At 61.6% G+C, this 24,183-nt stretch carries 27 protein-coding genes and 1 pseudogene; 15 read left to right on the top strand and 13 right to left on the bottom strand.

Going from position 1 to position 24,183, the window contains the following annotated elements; genetic code table 11:
• The first annotated feature begins 2 nt into the window (after positions 1 to 2).
• Positions 3 to 494, top strand: a complete 492-nt coding sequence (locus AMK02_RS04905; RefSeq protein ID WP_064805934.1) for a GNAT family N-acetyltransferase — start codon at positions 3 to 5, stop codon at positions 492 to 494.
• A 32-nt stretch (positions 495 to 526) separates the two neighbouring features.
• Here the strand turns inward: AMK02_RS04905 and AMK02_RS04900 are convergent, their stop codons facing one another.
• Positions 527 to 907: an NUDIX hydrolase gene (locus tag AMK02_RS04900; RefSeq protein ID WP_335726413.1), complete on the bottom strand. Its 381-nt coding sequence runs from the start codon at positions 905 to 907 to the stop codon at positions 527 to 529.
• A gap of 372 nt (positions 908 to 1,279) precedes the next feature.
• Between AMK02_RS04900 and AMK02_RS04895 the strand changes: the two genes are divergently transcribed.
• Entirely contained in the window at positions 1,280 to 1,921 is a 642-nt protein-coding gene (locus tag AMK02_RS04895; protein WP_064800917.1) for a DUF47 domain-containing protein, read from the top strand.
• Entirely contained in the window at positions 1,921 to 2,934 is a 1,014-nt protein-coding gene (locus AMK02_RS04890; protein WP_064800916.1) for an inorganic phosphate transporter, read from the top strand. Before AMK02_RS04895 ends, AMK02_RS04890 begins: the two co-directional genes overlap by 1 nt.
• 16 nt (positions 2,935 to 2,950) lie before the next feature.
• Here AMK02_RS04890 and AMK02_RS04885 read toward each other — a convergent pair whose 3' ends face one another.
• Complete coding sequence (locus AMK02_RS04885; protein ID WP_064800915.1) at positions 2,951 to 3,256, bottom strand: pyrophosphatase; 306 nt, start codon at positions 3,254 to 3,256, stop codon at positions 2,951 to 2,953.
• Between the two features lie 74 nt (positions 3,257 to 3,330).
• Entirely contained in the window at positions 3,331 to 4,614 is a 1,284-nt protein-coding gene (locus AMK02_RS04880; RefSeq protein WP_064800914.1) for a D-alanyl-D-alanine carboxypeptidase family protein, read from the bottom strand.
• A 215-nt stretch (positions 4,615 to 4,829) separates the two neighbouring features.
• Between AMK02_RS04880 and AMK02_RS04875 the strand changes: the two genes are divergently transcribed.
• Positions 4,830 to 5,867 (top strand): polysaccharide deacetylase family protein, encoded by a 1,038-nt coding sequence (locus AMK02_RS04875; RefSeq protein WP_064800913.1) that lies wholly within the window; start codon positions 4,830 to 4,832, stop codon positions 5,865 to 5,867.
• A 4-nt stretch (positions 5,868 to 5,871) separates the two neighbouring features.
• Here AMK02_RS04875 and pdxH read toward each other — a convergent pair whose 3' ends face one another.
• Positions 5,872 to 6,492: a pyridoxamine 5'-phosphate oxidase gene (pdxH, locus tag AMK02_RS04870; RefSeq protein WP_064800912.1), complete on the bottom strand. Its 621-nt coding sequence runs from the start codon at positions 6,490 to 6,492 to the stop codon at positions 5,872 to 5,874.
• Between the two features lie 65 nt (positions 6,493 to 6,557).
• Here pdxH and AMK02_RS04865 point away from each other — a divergent pair, with 65 nt between their 5' ends.
• The 4 genes from AMK02_RS04865 (at position 6,558) to AMK02_RS04850 (ending at position 10,113) form a co-directional block, all read left to right on the top strand.
• Positions 6,558 to 7,016 carry an RT0821/Lpp0805 family surface protein gene (locus tag AMK02_RS04865; protein WP_064800911.1) on the top strand — a complete coding sequence of 153 codons (459 nt, stop codon included), beginning with the start codon at positions 6,558 to 6,560 and terminating at the stop codon, positions 7,014 to 7,016.
• A gap of 337 nt (positions 7,017 to 7,353) precedes the next feature.
• Positions 7,354 to 8,562: a J domain-containing protein gene (locus tag AMK02_RS04860; RefSeq protein ID WP_064805933.1), complete on the top strand. Its 1,209-nt coding sequence runs from the start codon at positions 7,354 to 7,356 to the stop codon at positions 8,560 to 8,562.
• Between the two features lie 121 nt (positions 8,563 to 8,683).
• Positions 8,684 to 9,502 carry an enoyl-ACP reductase FabI gene (gene fabI, locus AMK02_RS04855; RefSeq protein ID WP_064800910.1) on the top strand — a complete coding sequence of 273 codons (819 nt, stop codon included), beginning with the start codon at positions 8,684 to 8,686 and terminating at the stop codon, positions 9,500 to 9,502.
• 20 nt (positions 9,503 to 9,522) lie between these two features.
• Positions 9,523 to 10,113: a histidine phosphatase family protein gene (locus AMK02_RS04850; protein WP_064800909.1), complete on the top strand. Its 591-nt coding sequence runs from the start codon at positions 9,523 to 9,525 to the stop codon at positions 10,111 to 10,113.
• Positions 10,114 to 10,135: 22 nt separating this feature from the next.
• Here AMK02_RS04850 and AMK02_RS04845 read toward each other — a convergent pair whose 3' ends face one another.
• The 3 genes from AMK02_RS04845 to AMK02_RS04835 all read right to left on the bottom strand — a co-directional run bounded on the left by AMK02_RS04845 (position 10,136) and on the right by AMK02_RS04835 (position 10,955).
• Positions 10,136 to 10,330 carry a type II toxin-antitoxin system HicA family toxin gene (locus tag AMK02_RS04845; protein ID WP_064800908.1) on the bottom strand — a complete coding sequence of 65 codons (195 nt, stop codon included), beginning with the start codon at positions 10,328 to 10,330 and terminating at the stop codon, positions 10,136 to 10,138.
• Between the two features lie 4 nt (positions 10,331 to 10,334).
• On the bottom strand, positions 10,335 to 10,577 hold the full coding sequence (locus tag AMK02_RS04840) for a DUF1902 domain-containing protein (protein WP_064800907.1): 243 nt from the start codon (positions 10,575 to 10,577) through the stop codon (positions 10,335 to 10,337).
• 117 nt (positions 10,578 to 10,694) lie between these two features.
• On the bottom strand, positions 10,695 to 10,955 hold the full coding sequence (locus tag AMK02_RS04835) for a DUF1344 domain-containing protein (RefSeq protein ID WP_003569889.1): 261 nt from the start codon (positions 10,953 to 10,955) through the stop codon (positions 10,695 to 10,697).
• Between AMK02_RS04835 and AMK02_RS31040 the strand changes: the two genes are divergently transcribed.
• Genes AMK02_RS31040 through ribB form a run of 3 tightly spaced genes read left to right on the top strand, consistent with a single transcriptional unit; the run spans position 10,954 to position 13,492 of the window.
• On the top strand, positions 10,954 to 11,319 hold the full coding sequence (locus AMK02_RS31040; protein ID WP_123876175.1) for a hypothetical protein: 366 nt from the start codon (positions 10,954 to 10,956) through the stop codon (positions 11,317 to 11,319). The genes AMK02_RS04835 and AMK02_RS31040 overlap by 2 nt on opposite strands.
• Entirely contained in the window at positions 11,283 to 12,380 is a 1,098-nt protein-coding gene (aroC, locus tag AMK02_RS04830; protein ID WP_064800906.1) for a chorismate synthase, read from the top strand. The genes AMK02_RS31040 and aroC overlap by 37 nt, the downstream gene beginning before the upstream one ends.
• 8 nt (positions 12,381 to 12,388) lie before the next feature.
• A complete protein-coding gene (ribB, locus tag AMK02_RS04825) occupies positions 12,389 to 13,492 on the top strand; it encodes a 3,4-dihydroxy-2-butanone-4-phosphate synthase (protein WP_064800905.1) in 1,104 nt (367 codons plus the stop codon).
• A 300-nt stretch (positions 13,493 to 13,792) separates the two neighbouring features.
• Here ribB and AMK02_RS04820 read toward each other — a convergent pair whose 3' ends face one another.
• A complete protein-coding gene (locus AMK02_RS04820; protein WP_064800904.1) occupies positions 13,793 to 14,983 on the bottom strand; it encodes a winged helix-turn-helix domain-containing protein in 1,191 nt (396 codons plus the stop codon).
• Between the two features lie 345 nt (positions 14,984 to 15,328).
• Here AMK02_RS04820 and AMK02_RS04815 point away from each other — a divergent pair, with 345 nt between their 5' ends.
• The 3 genes from AMK02_RS04815 to AMK02_RS04805 are packed head-to-tail and all read left to right on the top strand — an operon-like array spanning position 15,329 to position 17,199.
• Positions 15,329 to 16,003 (top strand): energy-coupling factor ABC transporter ATP-binding protein, encoded by a 675-nt coding sequence (locus tag AMK02_RS04815; RefSeq protein WP_064800903.1) that lies wholly within the window; start codon positions 15,329 to 15,331, stop codon positions 16,001 to 16,003.
• Positions 16,003 to 16,611, top strand: a complete 609-nt coding sequence (locus tag AMK02_RS04810; RefSeq protein WP_064800902.1) for an energy-coupling factor transporter transmembrane component T family protein — start codon at positions 16,003 to 16,005, stop codon at positions 16,609 to 16,611. The genes AMK02_RS04815 and AMK02_RS04810 overlap by 1 nt, the downstream gene beginning before the upstream one ends.
• Before the next feature lie 24 nt (positions 16,612 to 16,635).
• Positions 16,636 to 17,199, top strand: a complete 564-nt coding sequence (locus AMK02_RS04805) for a biotin transporter BioY (RefSeq protein WP_011424275.1) — start codon at positions 16,636 to 16,638, stop codon at positions 17,197 to 17,199.
• A 353-nt stretch (positions 17,200 to 17,552) separates the two neighbouring features.
• On the opposite strand, the gene AMK02_RS04800 is transcribed toward AMK02_RS04805, so the two are convergent.
• From AMK02_RS04800 to AMK02_RS04785, 3 genes are all read right to left on the bottom strand, one after another.
• Positions 17,553 to 18,692, bottom strand: coding sequence for an acyltransferase family protein (locus tag AMK02_RS04800; protein WP_064800901.1), 1,140 nt, complete (start codon positions 18,690 to 18,692; stop codon positions 17,553 to 17,555).
• Positions 18,693 to 19,324: 632 nt separating this feature from the next.
• The gene (gene metG, locus AMK02_RS04790; protein WP_064800899.1) at positions 19,325 to 20,869 is read right to left on the bottom strand and encodes a methionine--tRNA ligase; all 1,545 of its coding nucleotides are present in this window, start codon (positions 20,867 to 20,869) and stop codon (positions 19,325 to 19,327) included.
• A gap of 271 nt (positions 20,870 to 21,140) precedes the next feature.
• Positions 21,141 to 22,025: a LysR substrate-binding domain-containing protein gene (locus AMK02_RS04785; protein ID WP_064800898.1), complete on the bottom strand. Its 885-nt coding sequence runs from the start codon at positions 22,023 to 22,025 to the stop codon at positions 21,141 to 21,143.
• Between the two features lie 179 nt (positions 22,026 to 22,204).
• Between AMK02_RS04785 and AMK02_RS04780 the strand changes: the two genes are divergently transcribed.
• Positions 22,205 to 22,591 (top strand): ectoine synthase, encoded by a 387-nt coding sequence (locus AMK02_RS04780; protein WP_011424271.1) that lies wholly within the window; start codon positions 22,205 to 22,207, stop codon positions 22,589 to 22,591.
• A 47-nt stretch (positions 22,592 to 22,638) separates the two neighbouring features.
• Here the strand turns inward: AMK02_RS04780 and AMK02_RS29910 are convergent.
• Together AMK02_RS29910 and AMK02_RS04775 are read right to left on the bottom strand one after the other, a co-directional pair.
• Positions 22,639 to 22,782 (bottom strand): annotated as a pseudogene (locus tag AMK02_RS29910) (LuxR C-terminal-related transcriptional regulator); the annotation flags it as partial.
• Between the two features lie 34 nt (positions 22,783 to 22,816).
• A complete protein-coding gene (locus tag AMK02_RS04775; RefSeq protein ID WP_064800897.1) occupies positions 22,817 to 24,166 on the bottom strand; it encodes an SLC13 family permease in 1,350 nt (449 codons plus the stop codon).
• Positions 24,167 to 24,183: the final 17 nt, after the last annotated feature.

Raw genomic sequence — 24,183 nt, 5'->3', positions numbered from 1 at the left:
TGATGGCAGAGATCGAAATCAGACCTTTTGCCGCCGGCGATGCCGATGACGTGCTGTCGGTGATCCTGCCGATCCAGCGCGAGGAGTTCGGCATCGACATCACAGCCGATGCCCAGCCGGATCTCAGGGTCATCCCGGATTTCTATCAGTCCGGCAAAGGTGAGTTCTGGGTCGCCGTCAAGGACGGCGCGATTGTCGGCACGCTTGGGCTGAAGGACATCGGCAACAACCAGGCGGCACTGCGCAAGATGTTCGTCGCCGCCGAGGTTCGCGGCCGCGAACACGGCGTGGCGGCGCGGCTTCTCGAGCGTCTGTTCGATCACGCCAGAGATGCCGGCCTTACCGATATCTTCCTCGGCACGACGGACAAATTCGTCGCCGCCCATCGCTTCTACGAGAAGAACGGCTTTACCGAGATCGCCAAGGGCGCCCTGCCCCGCTCGTTTCCGCTGATGGCGGTGGACAGCAAGTTCTATCGCTACAAGGTCGGCTGACGAAAGAGCTGGAGCCATCCCGACATTCGGCATCACGCTTTAGGCGGCTTCACCACCGCTCTTTCAACCTTGCCGAGCAAGCTTTTCAGTTCGGGCTCGCGGACGAGAGCAGCGGCTTCGAGCGGCGGGAGCCATCGGCTGTTTCGTTGTTTTTCCTCCGGAAACTTCTCGTCAATTTTTTCGGCTTGCAAGAGATGGACCTGAACGACGGAAGGAACGCGCTCCCCGTTGGCCAGCGTCTTGATATAGGTGTAGAAGCCAAAGGGGCGCTTCCTGGCCTTACCCTTCACCCCGGCCTCCTCCCAAGCCTCGCGCTCGGCAACCTGGTGGGGTGCGAGCTTCGCAATAGGCCAGCCCTTGGGAATGATCCAGCGGCCGCTGTCGCGCGACGTGACCAGGAGGATATCAACCAACGCCGACTTTTCGATAACAGATCGCCGCAAACTGCTCGATTGCTTCCCCCCTCAAGAGCTGATCGGTCGCGCCTGCCAGCCGGCCGAGATAGGATCTAGCTTTCTTCGGCATTGGCTTCAGCCGCCGCCGGCCGGCCATCATTGGTGGCGGAAGCCGTGGTAATCTCCTGAGCGATAGATCAAGCGTGAAAAAGAAGCTTGAGACGCTGAACAAGGTTGGGGGCGCCGCCAATGTTCCTCAACTATATCTCTACTTCAAGGGCGGCGCCGTCACAAATCTGTCATAAACTGAAATTCACCCCTATCTCTTCAATGGGATACGGTTTAGGACGGCTTGCGCCTATAGCGCAGACCAAAGATCACGAGGTGTCCATGCTGGGTTGGTTTCGAAAGTTGATGCCGCGCGAAGACCGGTTCTTCGTCCTTTTCGAACAACATTCCAGAACGATCGTCGACGCCGCACAGGCTCTGGACAGGTTGCTGTCGGGCATAGAGATCGATCGTCAATGCGAAACGATCGTGCGGCTGGAAGATCAGGCCGACGATATAACGCGCGAAGTCATGCAGGCCGTCCGGCGGAGCTTCATCACGCCTTTCGATCGCGGAGATATCAAGGATCTCATCCAATCCATGGATGATGCGATCGACATGATGCACAAGACCGTCAAAACCATCCGGCTCTTCGAGCAGACCAGCTTCGACCCGCGGATGCAAGAGATGGGCAAGACCGTTGTGGAGGCTGCCAATCTCATTGCCGAGGCCATTCCCTTGCTTGATCGCATAAGCGCCAATGCGCCGCGGCTTTCTGCCATCGTCGAGCAGGTCACGCGGGTGGAAGGTCGCTCCGACGAGCTGCACGAGCAGGGGCTCAAGGATCTGTTTCGCCGGCACGGCGCCGGCAATGCAATGGCCTATATGATCGGCAGCGAGATCTACGGCGAGCTGGAGAAGGTGGTCGACCGTTTCGAGGACGTCGCCAACGAGATCAGCGGCATCGTGATCGAGAATGTCTGATGGATGCCGCCCTTGCACTTCCGCTTCTTGTCGGCCTGATCGGCATCGCGCTGCTGTTCGATTTTCTCAATGGCCTGCATGATGCGGCCAACTCGATCGCGACAATCGTCTCGACACGGGTCCTGAGGCCGCAATATGCGGTCTTCTGGGCGGCATTCTTCAATTTCATCGCCTTCCTGTTCTTCGGCCTGCATGTGGCCGAGACGCTCGGCACCGGCATCATCGACCCGGCGATCGTCACACCGCAGGTGATTTTCGCGGCCCTGATCGGCGCCATCGTCTGGAATGTCGTGACCTGGATCTTCGGCATTCCCTCCAGTTCATCCCATGCGCTCGTCGGCGGGCTGGTCGGTGCGGGCCTTGCCAAAACCGGCTTGAGCTCGATCGTCTGGAGCGGGCTTCTCAAGACTGCCGCCGCCATCGTCATGTCGCCGATGATCGGCTTTCTCCTGGCACTGTTCCTGATCCTCGCCGTGACCTGGACCTTCATCCGGCAAACACCCTTTGCAGTCGATCGGTCCTTCCGTTTCCTGCAATTCGTGTCGGCGTCGCTCTATTCGCTCGGCCACGGCGGCAATGACGCCCAGAAGACCATGGGCATCATTGCCGTGCTTCTTTACTCGCAGGGCTATCTGGGTGGCAGCTTCCACGTGCCGCTCTGGGTGGTGATTTCATGCCAGGCGGCGATGGCGCTCGGCACCTTGTTCGGCGGCTGGCGTATCGTCCATACGATGGGCTCGAAGATCACCCGGCTGAACCCGATGCAAGGATTCTGCGCCGAAACGGGCGGTGCCTTGACGCTGTTCGGCGCCACCTGGCTCGGCATCCCCGTTTCGACCACCCATACCATTACGGGCGCCATCATCGGCGTCGGCGCCGCCCGGCGCGTGTCCGCCGTCAGGTGGGGACTTGCCGGCAACATCGTGATCGCATGGATCATCACCCTGCCGGCCGCGGCGATAATATCGGCGCTTTCCTTTTGGCTGGTGACCGGCTTGAGCAAAATCTTCTGATGTCGCTCCCGATTTCTTACCTGCTCGGCTGAAACCGCCACTTCCGCTCGATCGCGGCGGCGAGGTCGATGTCGTTACGGCGAGCAAACAGCATGAGGTGACCGAGCAGGTCGGCAGTCTCGTCTGCCAGCTCGCGCCTGATATCCTCAGGAGAGCGGCCCTTCGCACGGCCCCGACCGGTCAGCCGGTTCCAGGCCTGGGTGAGCTCTCCCATTTCCTCCTGCAGTTTCAACAGGAACCAGTCGGCATCTCGCTCGATGCCATTGGCGGCGACATGGGCAGAGGAAGCGGCTTCGAACTGGTCGGCGAGACGGCGCAGCATCAATGTTCTCCTTTTGTTTATGGAGGAGACGCTGATTCCCGCTGCTTGTCCAGAGTGGAATATGGCGGCCGCGATTAGCTGTGATCGGGCAGCAGCATGCAATCATAGGAACGCTGTTTCAGCGCATCGCAGGCGGAGGCGGCGGCGTCCCTGCTGGCGAAACCGACGAAGCGGGCGCGATAGATCCTGTTCGCCCCCTGCCCGACAGCCTCGGTATAGGGTGAGGCGGAGACCAGCGGCGCGCCGCCTTCCGACTGTGCCTGGGCAAGAAGCGCCCGCGCCGCATCGGCGCTCGGCGCCGCTGAAATCTGGATCTGCCAGGTTCCGTCGGCTTTCTCGGCCGAAGCCTTGCCGGTCTTGCCGGCATTCAGGATCTCGTCCATCGCGACAGGACGCTCCAGCGGCACGACGGCGTCATCAGCATAAGCCAGGCTCTTCGCTGCGAGATCTTCGTCAGGGCGCGGCGCGTTCGCCGGCACCGGAACATCGGAAGCCTCGGCGGCGGACGCGACTTCGACCGGCTCCCTGGCGCCGACGCTCGCCATCAGCCTGGCGCCGCCGGATGACGAGGCGCGGCCGAGATAGCGGTCGAGCAGTGCCTCCATCCTGGCATCGCGGCTGCGGGCGGTGCGGCCGCCGAGCACGACGCCGACGACGCGGCGGTTGCCGTCCCTGACGGCACTGACGAGGTTGAAGCCCGACGCGTTGGTATAGCCCGTCTTGATGCCGTCCATGCCCTGGTAGCGGTACATGAGATTGTTATGGCCGCGCACGGTCTTGCCGCGGAAACTGAAGCTTGCCATCGAGAACAGGCGATATTCATTGGGATAATTCTTCATCAGCGCCACGGCGAGCGTCGACATGTCGCGCGCCGTCGTCACCTGGCGGCTGTTCGGCAGCCCCGACGCATTGACGAAGACGGTGCGGCTCATGCCGAGCTGGCGGGCCTTGGCCGTCATCATCCGGGCAAAACCGCTCTCCGAGCCGCCCAGCGTCTCGGCCATGGCGGCGGCGGCGTCATTGGCGGATTTGACGATCATGCCATAGACCGCCTCGCGCACCGTGATGGTGCCGCCCGCCTTGACGCCGAGCTTGGTCGGCGGCCGGGAGGCGGCATATTTCGACATTTCGATCGGCGTATCCCAGGCGATCTTGCCGCGTTTCAGCGCCTCGAAGGTGAGATAGAGCGTCATCATCTTCGTCAGTGAGGCCGGATGATTGAGCGTATCGGCGTTTTCGGACGCGAGAACCTTGCCGGTCCGGGCATCGAGGATCAGCGAGGCGCTGCCGGCAAGAGCCGCAAGCGGCGCCGAAACGGCCAGCGTTACGGTCAAAACAGCCGCCAAAAGCTTTCTCATGGAGTTCCCCCTGATGCGCTGGCTCTCGATGGGCCGGCGATGTCTCGTAATGTGACAGAAGCCGCAAGTTTGGCGCGACTTTGCGGCAACGCCTACCATTTTTCTAGCCTTTTCATCGTCTTGGTTAACAAAAAACGAAAGAAGCTGTGCGAAATCGGTATACAGCAAGGCTTAAGCTAGGATCGCTAGTTTGGCGCAAAAGCAATGGGCGGCGCATGACGGGGCAGTTGAAGCGACTGGCAAAAAGGGCGGCGATCGGCGCCGGGCTCGAGGCGTCCTGGCTGATCGCGGCGGCCGGCCTGATGCGGCAGGCGCGCGGGCGCGGGGTCATCTTCACGCTGCATCATGTCCGCCCGCACGTAGCCCAGGCCTTCGAGCCGAACGCGCATCTCGAAATCACCCCGCACTTTCTCGACGCCGCGCTGCGGCGGCTGACCCGCGACGGCTATCGTTTCGTGCGGCTCGACCAGTTGCCGGCGCTATTGGCCGAGCCCGAGGGCGGCAGGCCGTTTGCGGCCTTTACGCTGGACGACGGCTACATCAACAACGTGGAGCATGCGCTGCCGGTATTCGAGCGACATAGGGCGCCTTTCACGGTGTTCGTCACCAAGGGTTTTGCCGAAGGCTCCCACAGCATCTGGTGGGAAACGCTCGCCGTCCTGTTGCGCCAGGCAAAAGAAATCCGCTTCGATTTCGGCCGCGGCAGCGAGCGGCTGGCGCTCGACGGGCCGCGGCAGCAATGGGAGGCCTTCGACCGTTTCGTCCGGTATATCCACCGCTTCGACGAGGCGCGCGCCGTTGCCACCCTTGATATGCTGGCCAGGGAAAACGGCATCGAGCCGACCGATATCGTGCGCGATCTGGTGATGGGACCGGCGCAATTGCAGCGGCTCGCCCGACATCCGCTTGCAGCGCTCGGCTCCCATACGATCAGCCATCGCGCCCTTGCCCGGCTCTCGGAGGCCGAAGCGCGGATCGAGATGGAGGTTTCAGCCGATTACGTCGAGGCGCTGACCGGCGTCCGTCCCGCCGCAATCGCCTATCCCTACGGCACGCCTGAAGCTGCGACCGCCCGCGAGGCGGCGCTTGCCGGCCGGCTGGGCTTTTCGGTCGCCGTCACCACGCAACCGGGGCTGCCGGCAGCAGGTACGAACAACTATCTCCCGCGCATGTCGCTGAACGGCTTCTACCAGAAGCGGCGCTACGTCTCGGCGCTTGCCTCCGGCATTCCGCTGAAGCTGATGGGTCGGTAAGCGGTCAGGGATACATCCGCACCTTTTCCCACGCTCCGACCGGCGACGGTCGTCGGAATTCGATGCGGTCATGCAGGCGGAAATTCTGATCTTTCCAGAATTCGATCGAGGTCGGCCGGATGCGGAAGCCCGACCAATAGGGAGGCCGGGGTATCTCGCCAATCGCGTAGCGGGCGGTGTATTCGGCCACCGCCTTCTCCAGCGCGAATCGGCTTTCGAGCGGACGCGATTGTTTGGAGGCCCAGGCGCCGATGCGGCTGCCGCGCGCCCGCGTCTTGAAATAGGCGTCGGCTTCGGCGTCGCTCACGATCTCGACAGGTCCGCGCAACCGCACCTGGCGGCGCAGGCTTTTCCAGTGGAAGCACATGGCGGCTTTCTTCTGCCCCAAGATTTCGCGACCTTTCTGGCTCTCGAAATTGGTGTAGAAGACGAATCCGTCATCGTCGAATCCCTTCAGGAGTACCATGCGGACATTGGGAAGACCATGCTCGTCGACCGTTGCCAGCGCCACGGCATTGGGATCGTTCGGTTCGGAGGCCTCCGCTTCCTTCAGCCATTCGGCAAAGAGCTTGAAGGGCTCGCCACTTTCGGTAAAGTCACCGCTTGTTAACTCGTTTGCCGACATATTGGTTCAAATGCCCCGGATTATTCAAAACTCGCCCAGCTTTTGAAAACTGGACAGGACGCAGGGTGGAAGTCATAGCAAAGTCATATCGCCATACAAAGGGCCTGCGGCAACGCAGCAGCGTCTTCCTGGTTGTCGGCGCCGCAATGCTGTCGCTTTCCGGCTGCCTTGCGGGCGGGATGGATTTCTTGAGCGAAGCCAAGGTCGATCGGTCGGTGGCCACCGGCACCGTGCCGCAGACGCCGCCGAGCACCGACACGCTCTCGGACGAAATGACGGTGCGCAACGCCGTGACCTCGGCCGATGTGCACAAGCTCGAGGGCCAGCCGCTTCCCTGGGCGAATGCATCGACCGGCAGCGCCGGCGTCATCGACACGATCGTCGAAAACAACGAATCGGGCCAGGTCTGCAGGCAGTTCCGCACGACGCGGCATTCCTATGTCGGCATCGCCAAATTCTACGGCAAGACCTGCCTCGTCGGCGGCGGCAATTGGCAGCTGCTGAGCTTCCAGCCGGAAAGTTAATTTCCGGCGGGAAAGTTAATTTCCGGCGGGAAAGTTAATTTCCGGCGGGAAAGCTGATCCGGCAGGATTCAATCTGCGATTCGGCGCGCCGACAGGTTAACGGCCGCCGGCTTTGTGGCGAATGCTTAGCAAAGAGCTAACCATTTACGGCAAAACACTCCCCATCCCTCCACAGAAATAAGAAGTGATTAGCAACTCGGCCGCACGATCGGTGTCGAGAGTGGCTCTCCCTGCCTTTGCGGCCGGTGGCGCCTCACATGTTGACATTGGACTTCGATATTGGGCGGGGATGCCGGGCAAGGACAGGCGCCCGCATCGCAACACCGGCGGTTTTGACATGCGCGATCCTTACAAAATTCTGGGCGTCAAGCGCGACGCGGCGGCAGACGAGATCAAGGCGGCCTGGCGCAACATGGCCAAAGCAGCCCATCCCGATCACAATCAGGGTGATCCGACGGCGACGGCCCGGTTCGCCGAGATCGGCCGCGCCTATGAAACGCTGAGAGACCCGCGCAAACGCAGCCTGTTCGACAATGCCGTGCGGATGGCGGAAGCCAAGAAGCAGGAACAGACGATCATGCAGCAGCGCCAGGCCGCGCGCGAGGCTGCGGCCCGCGCCAAGGCGGCGCAGGCCAATGCCGAGCGGGTGATGGAAGAGCTTGCCCGGGCTGCCCAGAAGGCCGCGGCCGACGGCCAGAGACAGCAGACCGGCGCCGGCGAAGGCGCCGAGGAGATGGTGGAACGCATTTTCGGCGCGCAGGCGCGCGCTGCGGCGGGCGGCCAGGCGCAAGGCCGCGCCCAGCAGGCCCCGAACCAGCAGGCCCAGAATCAGCAAACACAGAATCAGCAGACGCATTCTCAGCAAACACAGGGCCAGACACAGGCCGAAGCAGGCAAGCGCATGGATGGCGAGGCCGCCGAAGCCGACGAGGAACTCGGCGAGACGTCAAATAATGCCGGCGCCAACCTGTCGCTGCCGCTCAGCATCCTGACATCGCTGGTGCGCCGTTTCACCGGCGCCAAGGATACCGGCCTGGAGAAAGCGCCCGACGAGGTGACGACGGCGACGGTCACGATCGACGACGTGCTGAAGAGCGGCTGGATCACCGCGTCGCTGCCGGAGGGCCGCGAAATCGGCTTCGCGCTGCCGGCGGGCACGACCGATGGTCACGAGATCAGGCTCAAGGGACAAGGCTTCAAGCTGCCGGGCATGCAGCGCGGCGATGCCGTCGTCAACATCCGCATCGCCCCCGATCCACGCTTCACCGTCGATGGTTTCGACCTGCATGCCGTACTGCCGATCAGTATCGAAAATGCCGTGCTCGGCACCGAGGCACACATCGACGGCCCGGCCGGGCCTTTGAGCATCACCGTTCCCGCCTGGTCGGGCTCGGACAAGACGATCGCGATTCCCGGCCAGGGATTGCTGCGGGAAGACGGCAGCAGAGGCGATCTCGTCGTCGAATTGCGCATCATCCTGTGGGAAAAGCCCGACGACAAGATCACCGATCTCATGCGGAGCATGCGTGAAGGCCTGTTCCTGTGAAATTTTTATGACATTCGCACCCTTTGTTACGATCCCTAACAGTTGATGATCCAGGCCAAGCTTGAACCGATTAACGGCCTATGCCATAGGCAGGATCGATCAGAATCCTAGGGAGCGAAATATGGCTCAAGCATCCGGCCTCATGGCAGGCAAACGCGGCGTCATCATGGGTGTCGCCAACAATCGTTCGATTGCGTGGGGTATTGCCAAGGCCATTCATGCGCAGGGCGGAGAAGTTGCGCTCACCTATCAGGGCGATGCGCTGAAGAAGCGTGTCGAGCCGCTTGCAGCCGAAATCGATGCGACGCTCGTCGGCCACTGCGACGTCGCCGACGAATCTACCATCGACGCGGTTTTCGAAAATGTCGAAAAGCTCTGGGGCAAGATCGACTTCCTCGTGCATGCGATCGGCTTTTCCGACAAGGACGAGCTGACCGGCCGCTACATCGACACCTCGCCCGACAATTTCACCAAGACGATGCAGATCTCCGTCTATTCCTTCACGTCGGTCGCCCGCCGCGCCGAGAAGCTGATGACGGATGGCGGCTCGATGCTGACGCTGACCTATTACGGCGCCGAAAAGGTCATGCCGAACTATAATGTCATGGGCGTCGCCAAGGCCGCCCTCGAAGCGAGCGTCAAATATCTCGCCGTCGACCTCGGGCCGCAGAACATCCGCGTCAACGCCGTTTCGGCCGGGCCGATCAAGACGCTCGCCGCCTCCGGCATCGGCGATTTCCGCTACATTCTGAAGTGGAACGAATATAATGCCCCGCTGCGGCGCACGGTTACGATCGAGGAAGTCGGCGACGTCGGCCTCTATCTGCTGTCCGACCTCTCGCGCTCGGTCACCGGCGAAGTGCATCATGCCGACAGCGGCTACCATGTCATCGGCATGAAGGCGGTCGACGCGCCGGATATTTCGGTCGTCAAGGACTAAATGCCTCCGGAGTCTGGACCGTGCTTATCTATGTGATCAGACACGGTCAGACGGACTGGAATGCCGAGCGCCGCCTGCAGGGTCAGAAGGACGTGCCGATGAATGCCACGGGCCTGGAACAGGCCCGGCAGAACGGCATTGCGCTGGCCGAGATTCTCGGTGAGACGGTCGGCGAATTCGATTTCGTCGCAAGTCCGCTCGGACGCACACGCGCCACGATGGAAATCATGCGCGCCGCCATGGGCCTCCCGCCGCTTGCCTATCGCACCGATCCCCGGCTGGTGGAGATTTCCTTCGGCGACTGGGAAGGCTCGACGCTCAAGGAGCTGAAGGCGACGCAGGCCGAGCGGGTGGCCGAACGCAATGCCTCGAAATGGGATTTCATCCCGCCCGGCGACGACGCCGAAAGCTATGAGATCCTCTCCTGGCGCACCGGCGCATGGCTGCGCTCCGTCGATCGCCCGACGGTCTGCGTCACCCATGGCGGCGTCATCCGCACGCTTTTCCAGATGATCGCCGACCTGCCGAAGAGCACCGCTGCTGAAGGCGGCATCCCACAGGATCAGATCGTCAGGATCGATACTACCGAGCGGAAGATCGTCTGGCTGTAGGGGGCTGCCAAGCCATCCCCCATCAGAATGCCTTTGGAAGTCCGGCCTGTTTCAGCGTTTCATTGGCTGTATGGCGGGATTTTACACCATGATCGACCGTGAAATGACGGCCGGAAATCGGACTGTACCAGATTTCATGGTCGCCCTTTCCCGACCGCACATATTCGCAGCCGGCTTTCAACAGCAACTCTTTGAGCTCGCGGAGATAGCCGGCCATGCGCTCAATAGGACGGATTGGGAATGCGAACGAGCTGTTCGGCCATGATGTGAATAGGGATTTCCGGCAGGCTCGACGTAAAGCCGTTCAGCTCGAAGAGATCGGTGATCGCTGCGATAACCTTAGGCTCGAGGGCTTCGAGGGTATCCGCCTCAACGGCCAACCCTTCGATATCGTTGCTGCTGGCAACCCAAACGCCAGCCTCTTCATCCCAATCCGCGCGCACTATGATCGAGGCGTGCTTCATAGATCATTCTCCATAACGGCCGTGATGTCCCAGACGGTTGGCATGCACCGCCGTGTCTAGTGTACATATGTAACCGAATGAAAGTGAATTTTATACGCCGATCTCGGCATTTGCCAGCTACTTGACGATATCGAGATCGTTGATGACGCGCTTGCCGTCGACCTCGGTATAGAAGACGATCACTTTGACGCCGGCTTCGAGGCCGTCGAAGTTGAATTCCTCGGGCGCCTGATAGGTCTTGCCGTCGTCGAGCGTCAGCACCAGATTGGCCGTGTCGACCTTCTTGATCGTCGCCTCGACATCGGCGCTCTCGGCGAAACCGCTCATCGGCGACAGGAAACTTGCTGTGGCCAAAAGCGTGGCGACGACGAAACGCATGGCAACAATCCTCTTGAAACGCTGCACGAGAACACTGGCCACAGATAATCTCCTGAATATGGCGAAAATTGCCCGTAAGGATGGCTTTTCCCGCCCAATTGATGAATCGCATTTTAAACATAATCAAGACGCTGCGTTAACCACGCCTTTTCTTTCGGGCTTCGTGACGGCCCTTCCGTTGCAAGGACGGAAACAGCATTTCCGCCACTGCCGGTTTGACGCAAAGAAAGGCTTTTGCCTCGGCGGTTTTTTGGCCTATGAGTGTCGCGCCTTTTCAAGCAATGGCGCGGCCGGCGGCGACCGGCCCTGGCGCCGCCGTGGGAACACATGTCGCACAATACATTCGGTCACCTCTTCCGCGTAACCACCTGGGGCGAAAGCCATGGTCCGGCGCTCGGCTGCGTCGTCGACGGCTGCCCTCCGGGGCTGCGCTTCAAGCTCGAAGATCTCCAGGTCTGGCTCGACAAGCGCAAGCCCGGACAATCCCGCTTCGTCACGCAGCGGCGCGAGGACGATCTGGTGAAGGTGCTGTCCGGCGTCATGCTCGATGCCGACGGCGAGACGATGACGACCACAGGCACGCCGATCTCGATGCTGATCGAGAACACCGACCAGCGTTCCAAGGATTATGGCGAGATCGCCCGGCAATACCGCCCCGGCCATGCCGACTACACCTATGACCTGAAATACGGGATTCGCGACTATCGCGGCGGCGGCCGCTCCTCGGCGCGCGAGACCGCCGCCCGGGTTGCGGCCGGCGGCATCGCCCGCCTCGTCGTACCGGGTGTTACGGTGCGCGGCGCGCTGGTGCAGATCGGCAAGCACAAGATCGACCGCAGCAACTGGGATTGGGAGCAGATCGGGCAGAACCCATTCTTCTCTCCGGATGCGGCGATCGTGCCTGTCTGGGAGGAGTATCTCGACGGTATCCGCAAGGCCGGCTCGTCGATCGGCGCGGTCGTCGAAGTGATTGCCGAAGGCGTGCCCGCCGGTCTCGGCGCACCGATCTATTCGAAGCTCGACCAGGATATCGCCTCGCTGCTGATGTCGATCAATGCCGTCAAGGGCGTCGAGATCGGCAATGGTTTTGCCGCCGCCGAAACCTCAGGCGAAGACAATGCCGACGAAATGCGCATGGGCAATGACGGCACGCCGATCTTCCTTTCCAACAATGCCGGCGGTATTCTGGGCGGGATCTCGACGGGACAGCCGATCGTCGCGCGTTTCGCCGTCAAGCCGACCTCGTCGATCCTGACCGAACGCCAATCGATCGATGCCGACGGCAAGAATGTCGACGTCCGCACCAAGGGCCGGCACGATCCCTGCGTCGGCATCCGCGCCGTGCCGATCGGCGAGGCGATGGTCGCCTGCGCCATTGCCGATCATTATCTTCGCGACCGCGGCCAGACCGGCCGTCTGAAATAGGAGCGTCCATGTCTTACGATCAGAAACGCGTCGTCGACGCCATCAGGGCCTTCGAGGCCGGCGAAATCGTCGTCGTCATGGACGACAATGACCGCGAGAACGAGGGCGACCTGATCGTCGCCGCCGTGCACACCACGCCGGAGAAGATGGCCTTCATCGTGCGCCATACCTCAGGCATTGTCTGTGCGCCGATGCCGAAGGAAGAGGCCAAGCGCCTCAACCTCAACGCCATGGTGGCCGAGAACGATTCGGCTCACACGACCGCCTTCACCGTCTCGGTCGATTTCAAGCACGGCACGACGACCGGCATCTCGGCCGACGACCGGACGCTGACGGTGCGCAACCTCGCCAATCCGAATGTCGGGGCCGCCGATTTCGTCCGTCCCGGCCACATCTTCCCGCTGGTATCGCGTGAAGGCGGCGTGCTGATGCGCTCCGGCCATACGGAAGCCGCGGTCGATCTCTGCAAGCTTGCCGGCCTGCCGCCGATCGGCGTCATCTCCGAACTGGTCAATGACGACGGCACCGTCACCCGCGGTCCGCAGGTGGTCGAATTCGCCGAGCAGCACCGGCTGAAGCTCGTCTCCGTCGCCGATCTCATCGCCTATCGCCAGCGCAAGGAAACGCTGGTCGAGCACGGCACCAGCTTCGACATCGACACGCCGTTCGGCAAGGCCAAGGCCCATACCTATTCCCTGCCCTGGGACCCGATGCAGCATCTTGCCGTTGTCTTCGGCGACATCCGCGACGGCGTCGACATTCCGGTGCGCCTGCATCCGGAAAACGTTGCCGAGGACCTTTTCGGCAGGAAGAGCCCGGTCGATTTCTACATGGAGAAGATCGCTGCGGAAGGCCGCGGCGTCATCGTCTATCTGCGCGAAGGCTCTGTCGGCGTCGGCCATTACGACAACGGCCGCAAGGCCCGCAACCAGGGCCGTGAAGCCCATACCGAGGCGCAGACGCGCGAGAGCGAATGGCTGGAAATCGGCCTCGGCGCCCAGATCCTCAAGGATCTCGGCGTCAGCTCGATCAAGCTGCTCACCAGCCGCGAGCGCCACTATGTCGGTCTGGAAGGGTTCGGCATCAAGATCAGCAAGACGGAGATCTGCTGAGGGGAGGCCCTCCCCTCCGTCATCAAGGCCATGACCGGCTACCTGACTTCGCTAGGCCTCTGCGCGGTGAATGGGTTTCTCCTCTGCACCCCCCTCTCCGTCATGCTAGGCCTTGAGCCGAGCATCCACGCCGCATCCATCAGCAGCAGTCGCATGGATCCCAGCTCAAGGCCTGGGATGACGGAGAGTGTGGTTGGCGTTGTTTGCCAAAATCGCCGTCGGCGTACAGAAACGTATTCATTCGGCCGGCACTTACGGCCTCCCTTGTAAAGGCGCAGAGACGGGCAGAGAGTAATTCGACTACCCTCTCCACCCCCCCAAAAGCACCACCTTCTCCACCCCGGCAAACCGCGCCACCCGCTCGAGCTCCGCCTCCAGCCGCTCCAGCCGCCCGGACGAAGGCTTCACGCCCGGCTCCAGCCAGAGCCGCCTGACGTCGAGCGTCGATTTCTTCCGGTCGGCCTTCATGTCGATGCGGCCGATCAGGCGGTCGCCTTCGAGCAGCGGGAAGACGTAATAGCCATATTCGCGCTTGGCTTCGGGCACGAAGACCTCGATGCGGTAGAAGAAGCCGAACAGGCGTTCGGTGCGGTTGCGGTCGCGGATCATCGGGTCGAAGGGGCTGAGCACGCGGATGCGCGGCGGAGCATCGGGATGGCTGTCGAGCGTCGAGAGAAAGTCGGCAAAGGCCCAGGATGGCCGTGCCTTGCCGTCGAGCGCCGGTTCGATCAGCACTTCGCTCAGCTCGTCGCGATGGGCTGATACCCAGGCCTTGGCCTCGTCGGGCGACACAAGGTTCCAGAAGGCTGCGATCTCGCCGTGGGTGCCAAAACCGAGGCGGGCAAGCGCGCTGCGGCAGGCCCAATCGACAAAGTCTTCGCGGCTGACCTCCGGCTCGCGGAATTCGGCCGGGATGACGCGCTCGGTCAGATCATAGATCTTCTGGAAATTCGAGCGGCCGGCGATGGCGAACTTGCCGGTGTGCCAGAAATATTCGAGCGCCGTCTTGTTCGGATGCCAGTTCCACCAGCCGCCGGAAACATGACCATCGGCCTTGACGTCGCGCGCCAGCATCGCGCCATCGCGCCGCACACGCTCATAGGTCTCCTCGAAAGCCGCCTCGAAACCCTCGCCGCGCCATTTGCGCCAGCGCTCGACGAGGACTTTTTCCTGGTGGCGGAACTTGTGCTTCCAATAGACGAAGAAGGCGCTGGGCAGGATCGAGGCGTCGTGCGTCCAGTGCTCGAACAGCGCACGTTCCTTTTCGAGCAGTGCCTTCAGATGCTCGCGCCGATAGGTCTGGTTGCGGGAAAACAGGATCTGATGATGCGCCCGCTCCACCGTCTGGATACTGTCGACCTGGACGAAGCCGAGATCGTGGATCAACTGCAGCAGGCCGGCCCTGGTCAAGGCGCGGTTCGGTGGGGCGCTGAGGCCCTGCTTGGCAAGAAAGACGCGGCGCGCATCGGAATTGGACAGCAGATTCGTCATGGCCACATCATAATCCGGAAAATCTTCCTAGCCACCCGATATCGACAGCGAGATTTGCTCTTTCACCGAGGAGGGTCGACCGTATAGAAGGAGCGCTGTCAGGTTGGCGCCGATTTCTGCCCCTCACCCTAGCCCTCTCCCCGTTCTGACGGGGAAAGGGGACGTGCCCCATGAGAGGCAACTGGGGACGGAGAGGTCGCGGCATATCCCCTTCGCGCCGTTTACGGGGAGAAGGTGGCGGCAGCCGGATGAGGGGCTGTTTCGCAAATCTCCCCACTATAAGGCGGTCAAGCGTCGCATGATGTTGACCTCCTGTGTCACGTCACCGAATGCAAGGTAGTTGGTTTGAACATTCAATTCGAAAGTGCGGGTGTCAGTTTCGGAGCGCGGGTGGCGCTGGAGCCGCTGACGCTCGCCATCACCGGCAAACGCATCGGCGTCATCGGGCTGAACGGCTCGGGCAAGACCACCTTTGCGCGGCTGATCAACGGGCTGACCAAGCCGACCACCGGCCGCGTCATCGTCAACGGCCGCGATACGGCCGACGAGAAGACTGCTGTCACCGATGTCGGCTTCATCTTTCAGTCGCCGCAGAATCAGATCATCCTGCCGATCGTCAAGGACGACATTGCCTTCGGGCTGAAGCGGCGCGGCCTCAGCAAGGCGGAGATCGAGGCAAGGGTCGAGGGGGTGCTCGCCCGCTTCGGCGCCGAGGCGCTGGCCGATCGCCGGGCGCACGAGCTTTCCGGCGGGGAGCTGCAGGTGGCCGCGCTCTGCTCGGTGCTGGCGACCGGCCCGGGCATTCTCATCCTTGACGAGCCGACCAACCAGCTCGATCTCAAAAACCGGGCGCTGGTCGAGAGGATCATCGCCGGACTGCCGGAAAGCGCCATCGTCATCACCCACGACCTCGAGCTGATCGCCGGTTTCGAGCGGGTGCTCGTGTTTCACGAGGGTCGGCTCGCCGCCGATGAGCCGGCGGCCGAAGCCATCGCCCGCTACAGGGAGATCGCCGCCTGATGCAATCGCTCTACGTCGAAGGCAAGAGCCGCATGCACCGGCTCTCGCCGCGGGCAAAGCTCCTGTCGCTGACGGCCTTCGCCATCCTGCTGTTTATCAGCCACAATCTGCTTCTGCTCTCGGGTGCCGTGCTGGTGGCGGCGGTTCTCTACGGTACGGTCGGCCTGCCGATCGGCGAGGCGTTGCTACGGCTGCGGCCGATCTTCCTGACGATTGCGGTTGTCGCCCTCTTCAACCTCATCTTCAACCCTTGGCAGGCGGCACTCGTGCCGGTGCTGCGGCTGACGGCGCTGATGCTTCTCGCCGCCAGCGTGACGGCGACGACGACCATTACCGAGTTCATCGACGAGGTGACGGCGCTCGCCCGCCCGCTCGAACGCACCGGCCGGGTTCAGGCCGATGATATCGGCCTCGCGCTCGGCCTGGTGCTGCGTTTCGTTCCAGAGATCGTCAACCGCTATCAGGCGATCCGCGAGGCGCACAAAGCTCGCGGGCTGAAGGTCCGGCCGACGAGCCTGCTGGCGCCGCTGATCATTCTGACGCTGAAGGACGCGGATAATGTCGCCGCTGCGATTGACGCGCGCCGCATTCGGCGGCATGGAAGTTAACGATTTCTTAATACGGAGTTCATGATGAGCACTCGCGACCTCGTCCTTACCGCCCTCTTTGCCGCGATCATCGTGGCGCTCGGCCTGCTGCCGCCGATTTCGCTCGGCTTCATTCCGGTGCCGATCACCGCCCAGTCGCTCGGGGTCATGATGGCCGGCGTCGTGCTCGGCGCCCGGCGCGGCGCGATCGCCGTGCTGATCGTGCTGCTCTTGGTCGCGATCGGCCTGCCGGTGCTTTCCGGCGGCCGCGGCGGCCTGGCGATCTTCGCCTCGCCGACAGCAGGCTTCCTCGTCGGCTGGATCTTCGGCGCCTTCGTCACCGGCTATCTCAGCGAGCGGCTGGTCAACCACGGGCAGTCCGGTCTGGTGCAGACGGTGAGCTTCTTCCTCGCCGCAATGATCGGCGGCATCGTCGTGCTCTACGCCTTCGGCATCACCTATCTCGCAACGGTCGCAGGCCTCGGCTTCACGAAAGCCTTCGTCGGCTCGATGGCCTTCATTCCGGGCGATGTGATCAAGGCCGTCGTCGCTGCCCTCCTCGGCCGCGCCGTCATGGTCGGTTATCCCCTGCTGCCGGCGCGCGCTTGAGCGCGTAACGGCCGACTTGCTGAGCATACCGACAATGGCCGCCTTCCGCGCCAAGGCGGCCATTCTGCGTTGAAGGAAGTCGCGTGGATGCGCGTGCCAAGCCCGAGCACGAGCAAGAGTGGAGTGGGCTCTGCGGCAGGGGCCTTGAGTGGAGGGGCCCCCTGCCGCTCGATCTCCTCAACCTCGGTCATTCCAGGCCTTGAGCCTGGAATCCATTCCCCGTGCTGCAAGAGGCCACATGGATGCTCGGGTGCCCGAGCAGGACGGAGAGTGGGGTAAACTTCAAGGCAAGAACCGAGACGGGGAAATCGGACGTCATTACGCCTCCGGCCTACCTTCTCCTCGATTGCCCCCTAAGCCCGAGACTCCTTCGCCTGAAATCCGGCAGCGCGCTGACCAAGCCGGTCGAGGAACCCTCGCAAGATCCTGCGGGTCGGCGGCTCTCCCCATTTGCACACCGCAAGCGACATTGCGCAGACGAGCGCGACGGCGAAAACCAGCGCCAGGAGCGGCGCCAATCCCAGAGCAGTCAACCAGTCGAGAAGCTGGACGCCGATGGCGAAATGCAGGAGATAGAGCGGATAGGTCATCGAGCCGAGGGTCTTCACCGATTGAAGGAAGGAGGCCGGCAGGTGACTGATCCGCTTGCTGTATCCGACGCTTGCAACGATCGACGCCAGCCCCGCCGCCCAGATTGCGATTGCGGGAAACGACGAGAAGAAATGGCCCGCTGCGGCGAGCGTACGGTCGCTGGTGTTCTCGCCTGCCATGTAGATCTGAACAGTCCCCGTCGCCAGGGCGCAGAGGAAACCCAGCCAGGAAATTCGGTTCATCCGACCCTGAGACAGCAGCCATATGTAGATGCCGACAGCGAATTGGCAGCCATAATAGAAGGGAATGGCCCGCCAGGCGGTCTCGGTGAATATGGCCGGGATGGCTGCATCGGGAAAGGCGTATAACAGCGCAATGAATGCCGTGCTGGCCAACGACAGGCCGAGCGCCAGGGCAGGCATCCTCGTCTTTTGCCGCGTCGCGCACATGATGAAGACGATGGCATAGAAACAGATCTCGCATGCCAGCGTCCAATATTGGCCATCTATCCATGGCCCGCCGGGATAGAGCGTGATCGAGCGCAGATAATTCCAGAGGACGCGCCTGTTGACGTCTTGCGTCGCGATGATGATCAGCGTCAGCGATGCACAGATCCATACCGCCGGATAGAGCCGCAGAATGCGCCCTTTGAGAAAGGACATGGCGCTGGCGGAAGCGGCGGAGTTGACGATGACGAAGCCCGATATGACGAAGAACAATTCGACGCCAACCCAGCCGGGTTGGGCGATGTTCTCGATCTCGGGCATTGGATACGGTCGGAGATATAAGGGCGAAGCCCAGGAAGCAAATCCAAGATGAAATACGGTCACCATGAGCGCGCATACAAATCGCAGTGCGTCGATCCCGTAAATATACGGGCTTCCAGCCGCAGACTTTGCCATATTGATTGTCTCCAACACCTTCGCCCCAGCGCCGACCCGACTGAGATAGGGCACATGTTTGCTGCGACGACCCCAAAATTGAATTGCGTGCCGGATTCGCTCGTCTATCAGCCCGTCAGATCAGTTCTGCAATCTCCGCGCGGGTCTGAGATTCCGGGCTTGTACGAAGTGTTGTTCGGGCAACAAAAAACCGCCTTGAGGCGGTCGGGCATTCTATCGATTTCCGTTTGATCTAGTCTCCTCCACCTCCGTCCCCGCCACCTCCATCCCCGCCATCGCAGCCCCGTCATCAGAGACCTCGATCCCAATTCCACCATCGCCACCTGAATCCGGGCTGCGCCTGGTGTTTGCGGTGGTTTGGGTGGTTGTCCCCGCTCTTACCGCCGTGAGGGCAAAGGCCAGGACACCAGCGACGAGCATGGTCGTCAGAAGATAAGAATCCAATCAGTTTCCTTTCGTTTGCTTCAGGAATTCTTGTTTCCTGACCAAATTTGTAGATTATTCTTCGGTTTTCGCAATGGCCTCAATATGAAAGTTTCATGACATGCTGGAAAACCTCTCCTTGTCACTTGAGGCCCTCGCTCTGCGCTGCCGAAGTTACAGCGCAGAGTAATTTGTCTGGACTGCGGCCGTCACGCGGCCGTTCTTCGGGGAAAGAGGACGGCTTGCGGGGCGGCTTTGACCCCATCCACGATCAGCGGATCCCGATAGAGGCGAGGAGACGGTATTCCGAGCCTGGCATGCAGCGCTGCGGCCGAGCCCGGCAGGAACGGCAGGAGGCAACGGGCAATGATGGCGAGGCCGTAGACCTGTTCCGCCAGGCAGGTGCCAAGACGGGCAGCGGCCGCCGTTCGGCCTTCCGGAGTTAAATCGTCACGCAACGCTTTCGCATCCGCCCATGGCGTCTGTTTTGTAAACCGTCTGTTCGCCTCGGCGACAAACTCGAAAATATGAGCGAGGCCCACATGGAGCTCGTAGGCATCGAAAGCCCGAGCCACCTTCCCGGGGAGACGGATCGCCTGCTGCACGAATTCGTTGTCCGGCACGGGCGGCACGATCCCGTTGAACGATGCCGAGAGAAGGGCAAGTACGCGGTTGGCGAGATTTCCGAGCTGCCCTGCGAGCTCGCCCGACCATGCCGCGTCGAGACGCTCGGCCGAGAAGTCGCCATCGTCTCCCGAGCGTATATGCCGGAGCAGGTAATATCGCAGCGCGTCCGGCGTTTCGTAAGCCTGGATAATGCGTTCCGGATCGATGCCATTACCGGCCGACTTGCCGATCTTCCTGCCGTCCAGCGTGACATAACCGTGCACCAGGATCGACGACGGCGGCGGCAGGCCGGCGGACAGCAGAATGGCCGGCCAGTAGATGGCGTGGAACTTGGAAATGCCCTTGCCGACGACGTGGACACGTTGGCCGCCGTTCCAATAACGCTGCAACAGGGCTGGATCGGACCCGTGACCAAGACCTGTGAGGTAGTTGGCCAAGGCGTCGAACCAGACGTAGACGACCTCATCTCCATTGGGAACCGGAACGCCCCAACCTCGCGCCCGTTCGGCGCTGCGCGACACGCTGATGTCGGTCAGGCCACGCCGCAGTAGGGCGAGGACTTCGTTGCGCCGATGGGCGGGAACGATCATAAGCTCGCCGCTCTCGACGAGCTCGGTCAGCCGGTCGCCGTATCGGGAAAGACGGAAGAACCAGTTCTCCTCCCGGATGACCTCAAGGGAAATGCGGTGTTCCGGGCAGCGCCCGTCATCGAGTTCCGAAGGCTCGTAGAATTGCTCGCAACCGACACAATAGAGGCCTTCGTAGGCCTTACGGTAAAGGTCGCCGTTTCCGGCACATGCCCTCCACAAAGCGTGGACGCAGGCGGCGTGCCTAGGGTCGCGGGAGGTTCGCACGAATTCCTCGTTGGAGATATCAAGCTGGCCGCCCAGGCGCTCGAACCGGTCTGCATTCGCATTGACGAAGTCTTCCACCTGCAGTCCCGCGGCTTCCGCCGACCTGACATTCTTCAGGCTGTTGTCGTCGGTCCCGCACTGAAACCTGACGTCGCGGCCGAGAAGCCTGAGATGACGGGCGTAGACATCGGCCTGGACGAGCTCGAGGGCAAACCCCACATGCGGCGCGGCATTGACGTAGGGGATGGAGGTGGTGATGTAGATCTCGTTCATCGGCGTTTCCTTTCGAAGGCTGTTGTTGCCGACGAGACGGATCGACCCATGAAAAGACCGCCTCGAGGGCGGTCGCTGGTGCTTTATGGACGCACGAAACCCGCCACGCTATGAGCGCGGCATCATCATCACGAAAGTGCTGATCACGGTATTGTCCATGCACTTTTCCTAACATCAACGGCCGTTTCGAACAAGCGCGCACCTTGATCCGCGTTTGTGCCGATCGCTCCTCCCGAGCATTTCGCCCTTCAGCGTCTATCTCCGCACGGTTCTACCGCAGTCCAACGGCTTGGCATTCCTTCATGAACCATTCCGCGAAACGACGCACCGGCTTCTTCGCCGAGGAGTTGGTGATCAGGTAATATCCCTGGGTCTCGGCCGTCGAGATATCCGAAAGCACGACGAGGTCGCCGCGTTCGATCTCTCGCCGAAACACCTCGACAGGACATAGAGCGATCCCATGACCGGCGATCACTGCCGTGGCAAGAATGTTGAAGTCCTGAAAGATCGGCCCGCGGATCGGCGCGGCCGGCTTTATCTCGGCCTTGCGGAACCATTCTCTCCAGCCGTCCATGGATTCGTCATGCAGGAGGTCGGCCGTGGCAAAGGGAACGTTCTCGATAGTCCAATTCCGCTTTGCCAGATAATGGACGCTCGCCACCGGCTGGTTGCGCCGGGAGAATAGCAGCCTGCTCTCCCGCCCTCCCGACAGGTCTTCCCCCATGGTGATGAGAACATCCAGGCTTTCGTCATCGAAGCGTTCTTCCGCTCTTGCATAGACGATCCTGACGTCAAGGTCGGGATCACTCTCCCGGAAAGACGGAAGCGCGGGAACCAGCCAGCGCGACGCGATTGAAGGAATGCAGCCGACGGTGATCGAGCGCATATTGTGGTCTCGGCGCATATTGCCCGTTGCGTGGGCGATGGCTGCCAATGAGCCGGAGACGGCCAGATAATATTCGGCACCCGCCGGCGTTAGCGCAACGCCGCGTCCGGATTTCTGCAGCAGCTTGCGCCCCAGCCACGTCTCCAGATGTTTGATTTGGTGGCTGATCGCGGCATGGGTCACATGCAGCTCGTCTCCGGCTTTTGACAGGCTCATCAGCCGGGCTGTCGCTTCGAAGGCCCTCAATGCGTTGAGCGGCGGCAGCTGCATATGTTCGAATTCCTCACATGAGAGCCGGAATCGGCTCCTTCACTCACCTCAAATCCGGGAGAAACATGTAAATTATTCTAACAGTTTTCGCAATTTAGATCATTTGAAGCAAGCGTGGATTTCAGGGCCTAATGGATCATGGAGATCGAGCCATCTCCGCCATTTTCGAGGAGAAGAACATGTTTGTGAGAAGCCTGAAAGACGTGGAGCAGACCGAGCGTTTCGTCGATTGGGGCAATGGCACGAGCCATCGTCTGCTGACGCGGGATGACGGGATGGGGTTTACGGTCTGCCACACTGTCGTTCGCGCCAACACGCAAGCGCTGCTGCAGTACCGCAACCATCTGGAAGCCTGCTATTGCATTCAGGGAGAAGGCGAGGTCGAGGATATGGACGGCAATGTCTTTCCCATCCGCGTCGGCGACATCTACGTTCTCGACCAACATGATCGCCATTATTTGCGGGGTGGCAAGGACGAGGATCTCATCCTGGTCAGCATCTTCAATCCGCCGCTAAAGGGGACGGAACGTCACGATCTGAACAACAGCAGCGGTTCGGAATATTGAGCCTGGCTCCCGCACACCGATGAAGACCGGGATTGCGCCTCGAGTATTCACCGCATCAGCAGCGACACCAGGCGGACCCGGGAATTGACCCCGAGCTTGGCATAGATGTTTCTCAGGTGCGTTCTGAGGGTCTCGTAGCTGATATCGTCGGCCATCGCCACTTCCCTTAAGGAAAGGCCGCGGGCGATGGCCCACGGCCGAAGGGAGAGGTTCACAGGCTCCTCGTCACACCAGCCCCGGCACGACGAACACAAGCCAGGCGACGATCGGGCCGATGATGGCAATCAGCGCGCTGTAGACCAGCAACTGCTTGAGGACCTGCTCGCGCCTTTCATCCGGCGCATTGGCGACCACAAGCGCACCGTTGGTGGAAAATGGGCTGGTATCGACGATCGTCGTCGAGATCGCGATGGCGGCGACGACGCCGATGGCGCTGACATGGCCCTGCATGAGGAACGGGACGGCCAGCGGGATGATTGCGCCGAGCAGCGCGGTCGAGGACGCAAAGGCCGAAACGATGGCACCGGTGAAGCAAAGCAGAAGCGCCACCAGCAGCGGCATGCCGAGGCTGGATATGCCGTTCGCCACGTAATCGACGGTACCCGCCTTCTCCATGACGCCGACATAGGTGATGATGCCTGCTATCAGCAGCACGGTCGACCAGCTGACCTTGTCGATTGCCGCCTTCTGCGTCTTCGGGGACAAGAGCGCCAGGGCGACGGCCACGGTCATGGCGACGAGGCCGACATTGAACTTGAAAACCAGGGCGCCGATGCCGAGCGCCGTCAGGCCGATCAGGGTCGTAATTCTCTCATTGTTCAGACGCAGTGTCGCAGCGGTATCGGCCGCAGTGCCGTAGGCATGCTCCCGGATCGGCTTTGCCGGCGTGCCGCCGTGGCCCCTGATCGACGCCGACACGCCCTCGGGATGCAGTTCGGGCAAGGGGCCAGGTGATGTTGTCGGCGCGTGCTTCATGACTTTTGCGCCGCCGAAGGCGAAAAAGACCAGCACCGCGATCGCGAGGTTGAAGAAGAAGCTCGAGAGAAACAGCGAGGTCGGCGCGAAAGGCAGGCCGGCCTTGGCGACGATCTGATTGGTGATGCCGCCATAGATGCTGATCGGCGAAAAGCCGCCCGCCTGGGCGCCGTGGATCACCATCAGCCCCATCATGACCGGGTGAATGCGGTACTGGATGGCAAAGCTCAAGGCGACGGGCGCGAGAATGGCGACGGCGGCAGGCCCAAGCGCCCCGAAACCTGTTATGACGGCGGCGACGAGGAACATCACCCAGGGGATCAAGCCGATGCGTCCGCGCACCAGACGGACGGCGCATTCGACGAGCCAATCGATGGTGCCGTTGATCTGCGCGATGGCGAAGAGGTAGGTGACGGCGACGAGCGTCAGGAACAGATCGCTCGGAAAGCCAGCAAAAATATCGGTGGTTTTCATGCCGATGGTCATGGAGCCGAGCACGAAGGCGCCGGCAAAGGCGAGCGCGCCCATGTTGATCGGCTGGATCGTCGCAACGATGAACATAGCGATGAGCAGGCCTATGGCCAGTATTTCAATACCCATGATTCCCCTCCCTCCGA

Origin of the sequence: Rhizobium sp. N731 (genome assembly GCF_001664145.1) — a bacterium.
Classification (GTDB): Bacteria; Pseudomonadota; Alphaproteobacteria; order Rhizobiales; family Rhizobiaceae; genus Rhizobium; species Rhizobium esperanzae.
The sequence above is the reverse complement of the archived record's forward strand: the minus strand, read 5'-3'. Positions and strand labels throughout refer to the sequence as shown.

Excerpts from the sequence above, each read along its gene's own strand:
- aroC (WP_064800906.1), top strand. The coding sequence starts at position 11,283 with ATGTCGCACAATACATTCGGTCACCTCTTCCGCGTAACCACCTGGGGC.
- AMK02_RS04905 (WP_064805934.1), top strand. The coding sequence starts at position 3 with ATGGCAGAGATCGAAATCAGACCTTTTGCCGCCGGCGATGCCGATGAC.
- AMK02_RS04820 (WP_064800904.1), bottom strand. The coding sequence starts at position 14,983 with ATGACGAATCTGCTGTCCAATTCCGATGCGCGCCGCGTCTTTCTTGCC.
- AMK02_RS04885 (WP_064800915.1), bottom strand. The coding sequence starts at position 3,256 with ATGCTGCGCCGTCTCGCCGACCAGTTCGAAGCCGCTTCCTCTGCCCAT.
- ribB (WP_064800905.1), top strand. The coding sequence starts at position 12,389 with ATGTCTTACGATCAGAAACGCGTCGTCGACGCCATCAGGGCCTTCGAG.
- AMK02_RS04805 (WP_011424275.1), top strand. The coding sequence starts at position 16,636 with ATGAGCACTCGCGACCTCGTCCTTACCGCCCTCTTTGCCGCGATCATC.
- pdxH (WP_064800912.1), bottom strand. The coding sequence starts at position 6,492 with ATGTCGGCAAACGAGTTAACAAGCGGTGACTTTACCGAAAGTGGCGAG.
- AMK02_RS04880 (WP_064800914.1), bottom strand. The coding sequence starts at position 4,614 with ATGAGAAAGCTTTTGGCGGCTGTTTTGACCGTAACGCTGGCCGTTTCG.
- AMK02_RS04845 (WP_064800908.1), bottom strand. The coding sequence starts at position 10,330 with ATGGCCGGCTATCTCCGCGAGCTCAAAGAGTTGCTGTTGAAAGCCGGC.
- AMK02_RS31040 (WP_123876175.1), top strand. The coding sequence starts at position 10,954 with ATGGCAACAATCCTCTTGAAACGCTGCACGAGAACACTGGCCACAGAT.
- AMK02_RS04840 (WP_064800907.1), bottom strand. The coding sequence starts at position 10,577 with ATGAAGCACGCCTCGATCATAGTGCGCGCGGATTGGGATGAAGAGGCT.
- fabI (WP_064800910.1), top strand. The coding sequence starts at position 8,684 with ATGGCTCAAGCATCCGGCCTCATGGCAGGCAAACGCGGCGTCATCATG.
- AMK02_RS04835 (WP_003569889.1), bottom strand. The coding sequence starts at position 10,955 with ATGCGTTTCGTCGTCGCCACGCTTTTGGCCACAGCAAGTTTCCTGTCG.
- AMK02_RS04775 (WP_064800897.1), bottom strand. The coding sequence starts at position 24,166 with ATGGGTATTGAAATACTGGCCATAGGCCTGCTCATCGCTATGTTCATC.
- AMK02_RS04860 (WP_064805933.1), top strand. The coding sequence starts at position 7,354 with ATGCGCGATCCTTACAAAATTCTGGGCGTCAAGCGCGACGCGGCGGCA.
- AMK02_RS04785 (WP_064800898.1), bottom strand. The coding sequence starts at position 22,025 with ATGCAGCTGCCGCCGCTCAACGCATTGAGGGCCTTCGAAGCGACAGCC.
- AMK02_RS04780 (WP_011424271.1), top strand. The coding sequence starts at position 22,205 with ATGTTTGTGAGAAGCCTGAAAGACGTGGAGCAGACCGAGCGTTTCGTC.
- AMK02_RS04810 (WP_064800902.1), top strand. The coding sequence starts at position 16,003 with ATGCAATCGCTCTACGTCGAAGGCAAGAGCCGCATGCACCGGCTCTCG.
- AMK02_RS04890 (WP_064800916.1), top strand. The coding sequence starts at position 1,921 with ATGGATGCCGCCCTTGCACTTCCGCTTCTTGTCGGCCTGATCGGCATC.
- AMK02_RS04875 (WP_064800913.1), top strand. The coding sequence starts at position 4,830 with ATGACGGGGCAGTTGAAGCGACTGGCAAAAAGGGCGGCGATCGGCGCC.
- AMK02_RS04800 (WP_064800901.1), bottom strand. The coding sequence starts at position 18,692 with ATGGCAAAGTCTGCGGCTGGAAGCCCGTATATTTACGGGATCGACGCA.
- AMK02_RS04895 (WP_064800917.1), top strand. The coding sequence starts at position 1,280 with ATGCTGGGTTGGTTTCGAAAGTTGATGCCGCGCGAAGACCGGTTCTTC.
- metG (WP_064800899.1), bottom strand. The coding sequence starts at position 20,869 with ATGAACGAGATCTACATCACCACCTCCATCCCCTACGTCAATGCCGCG.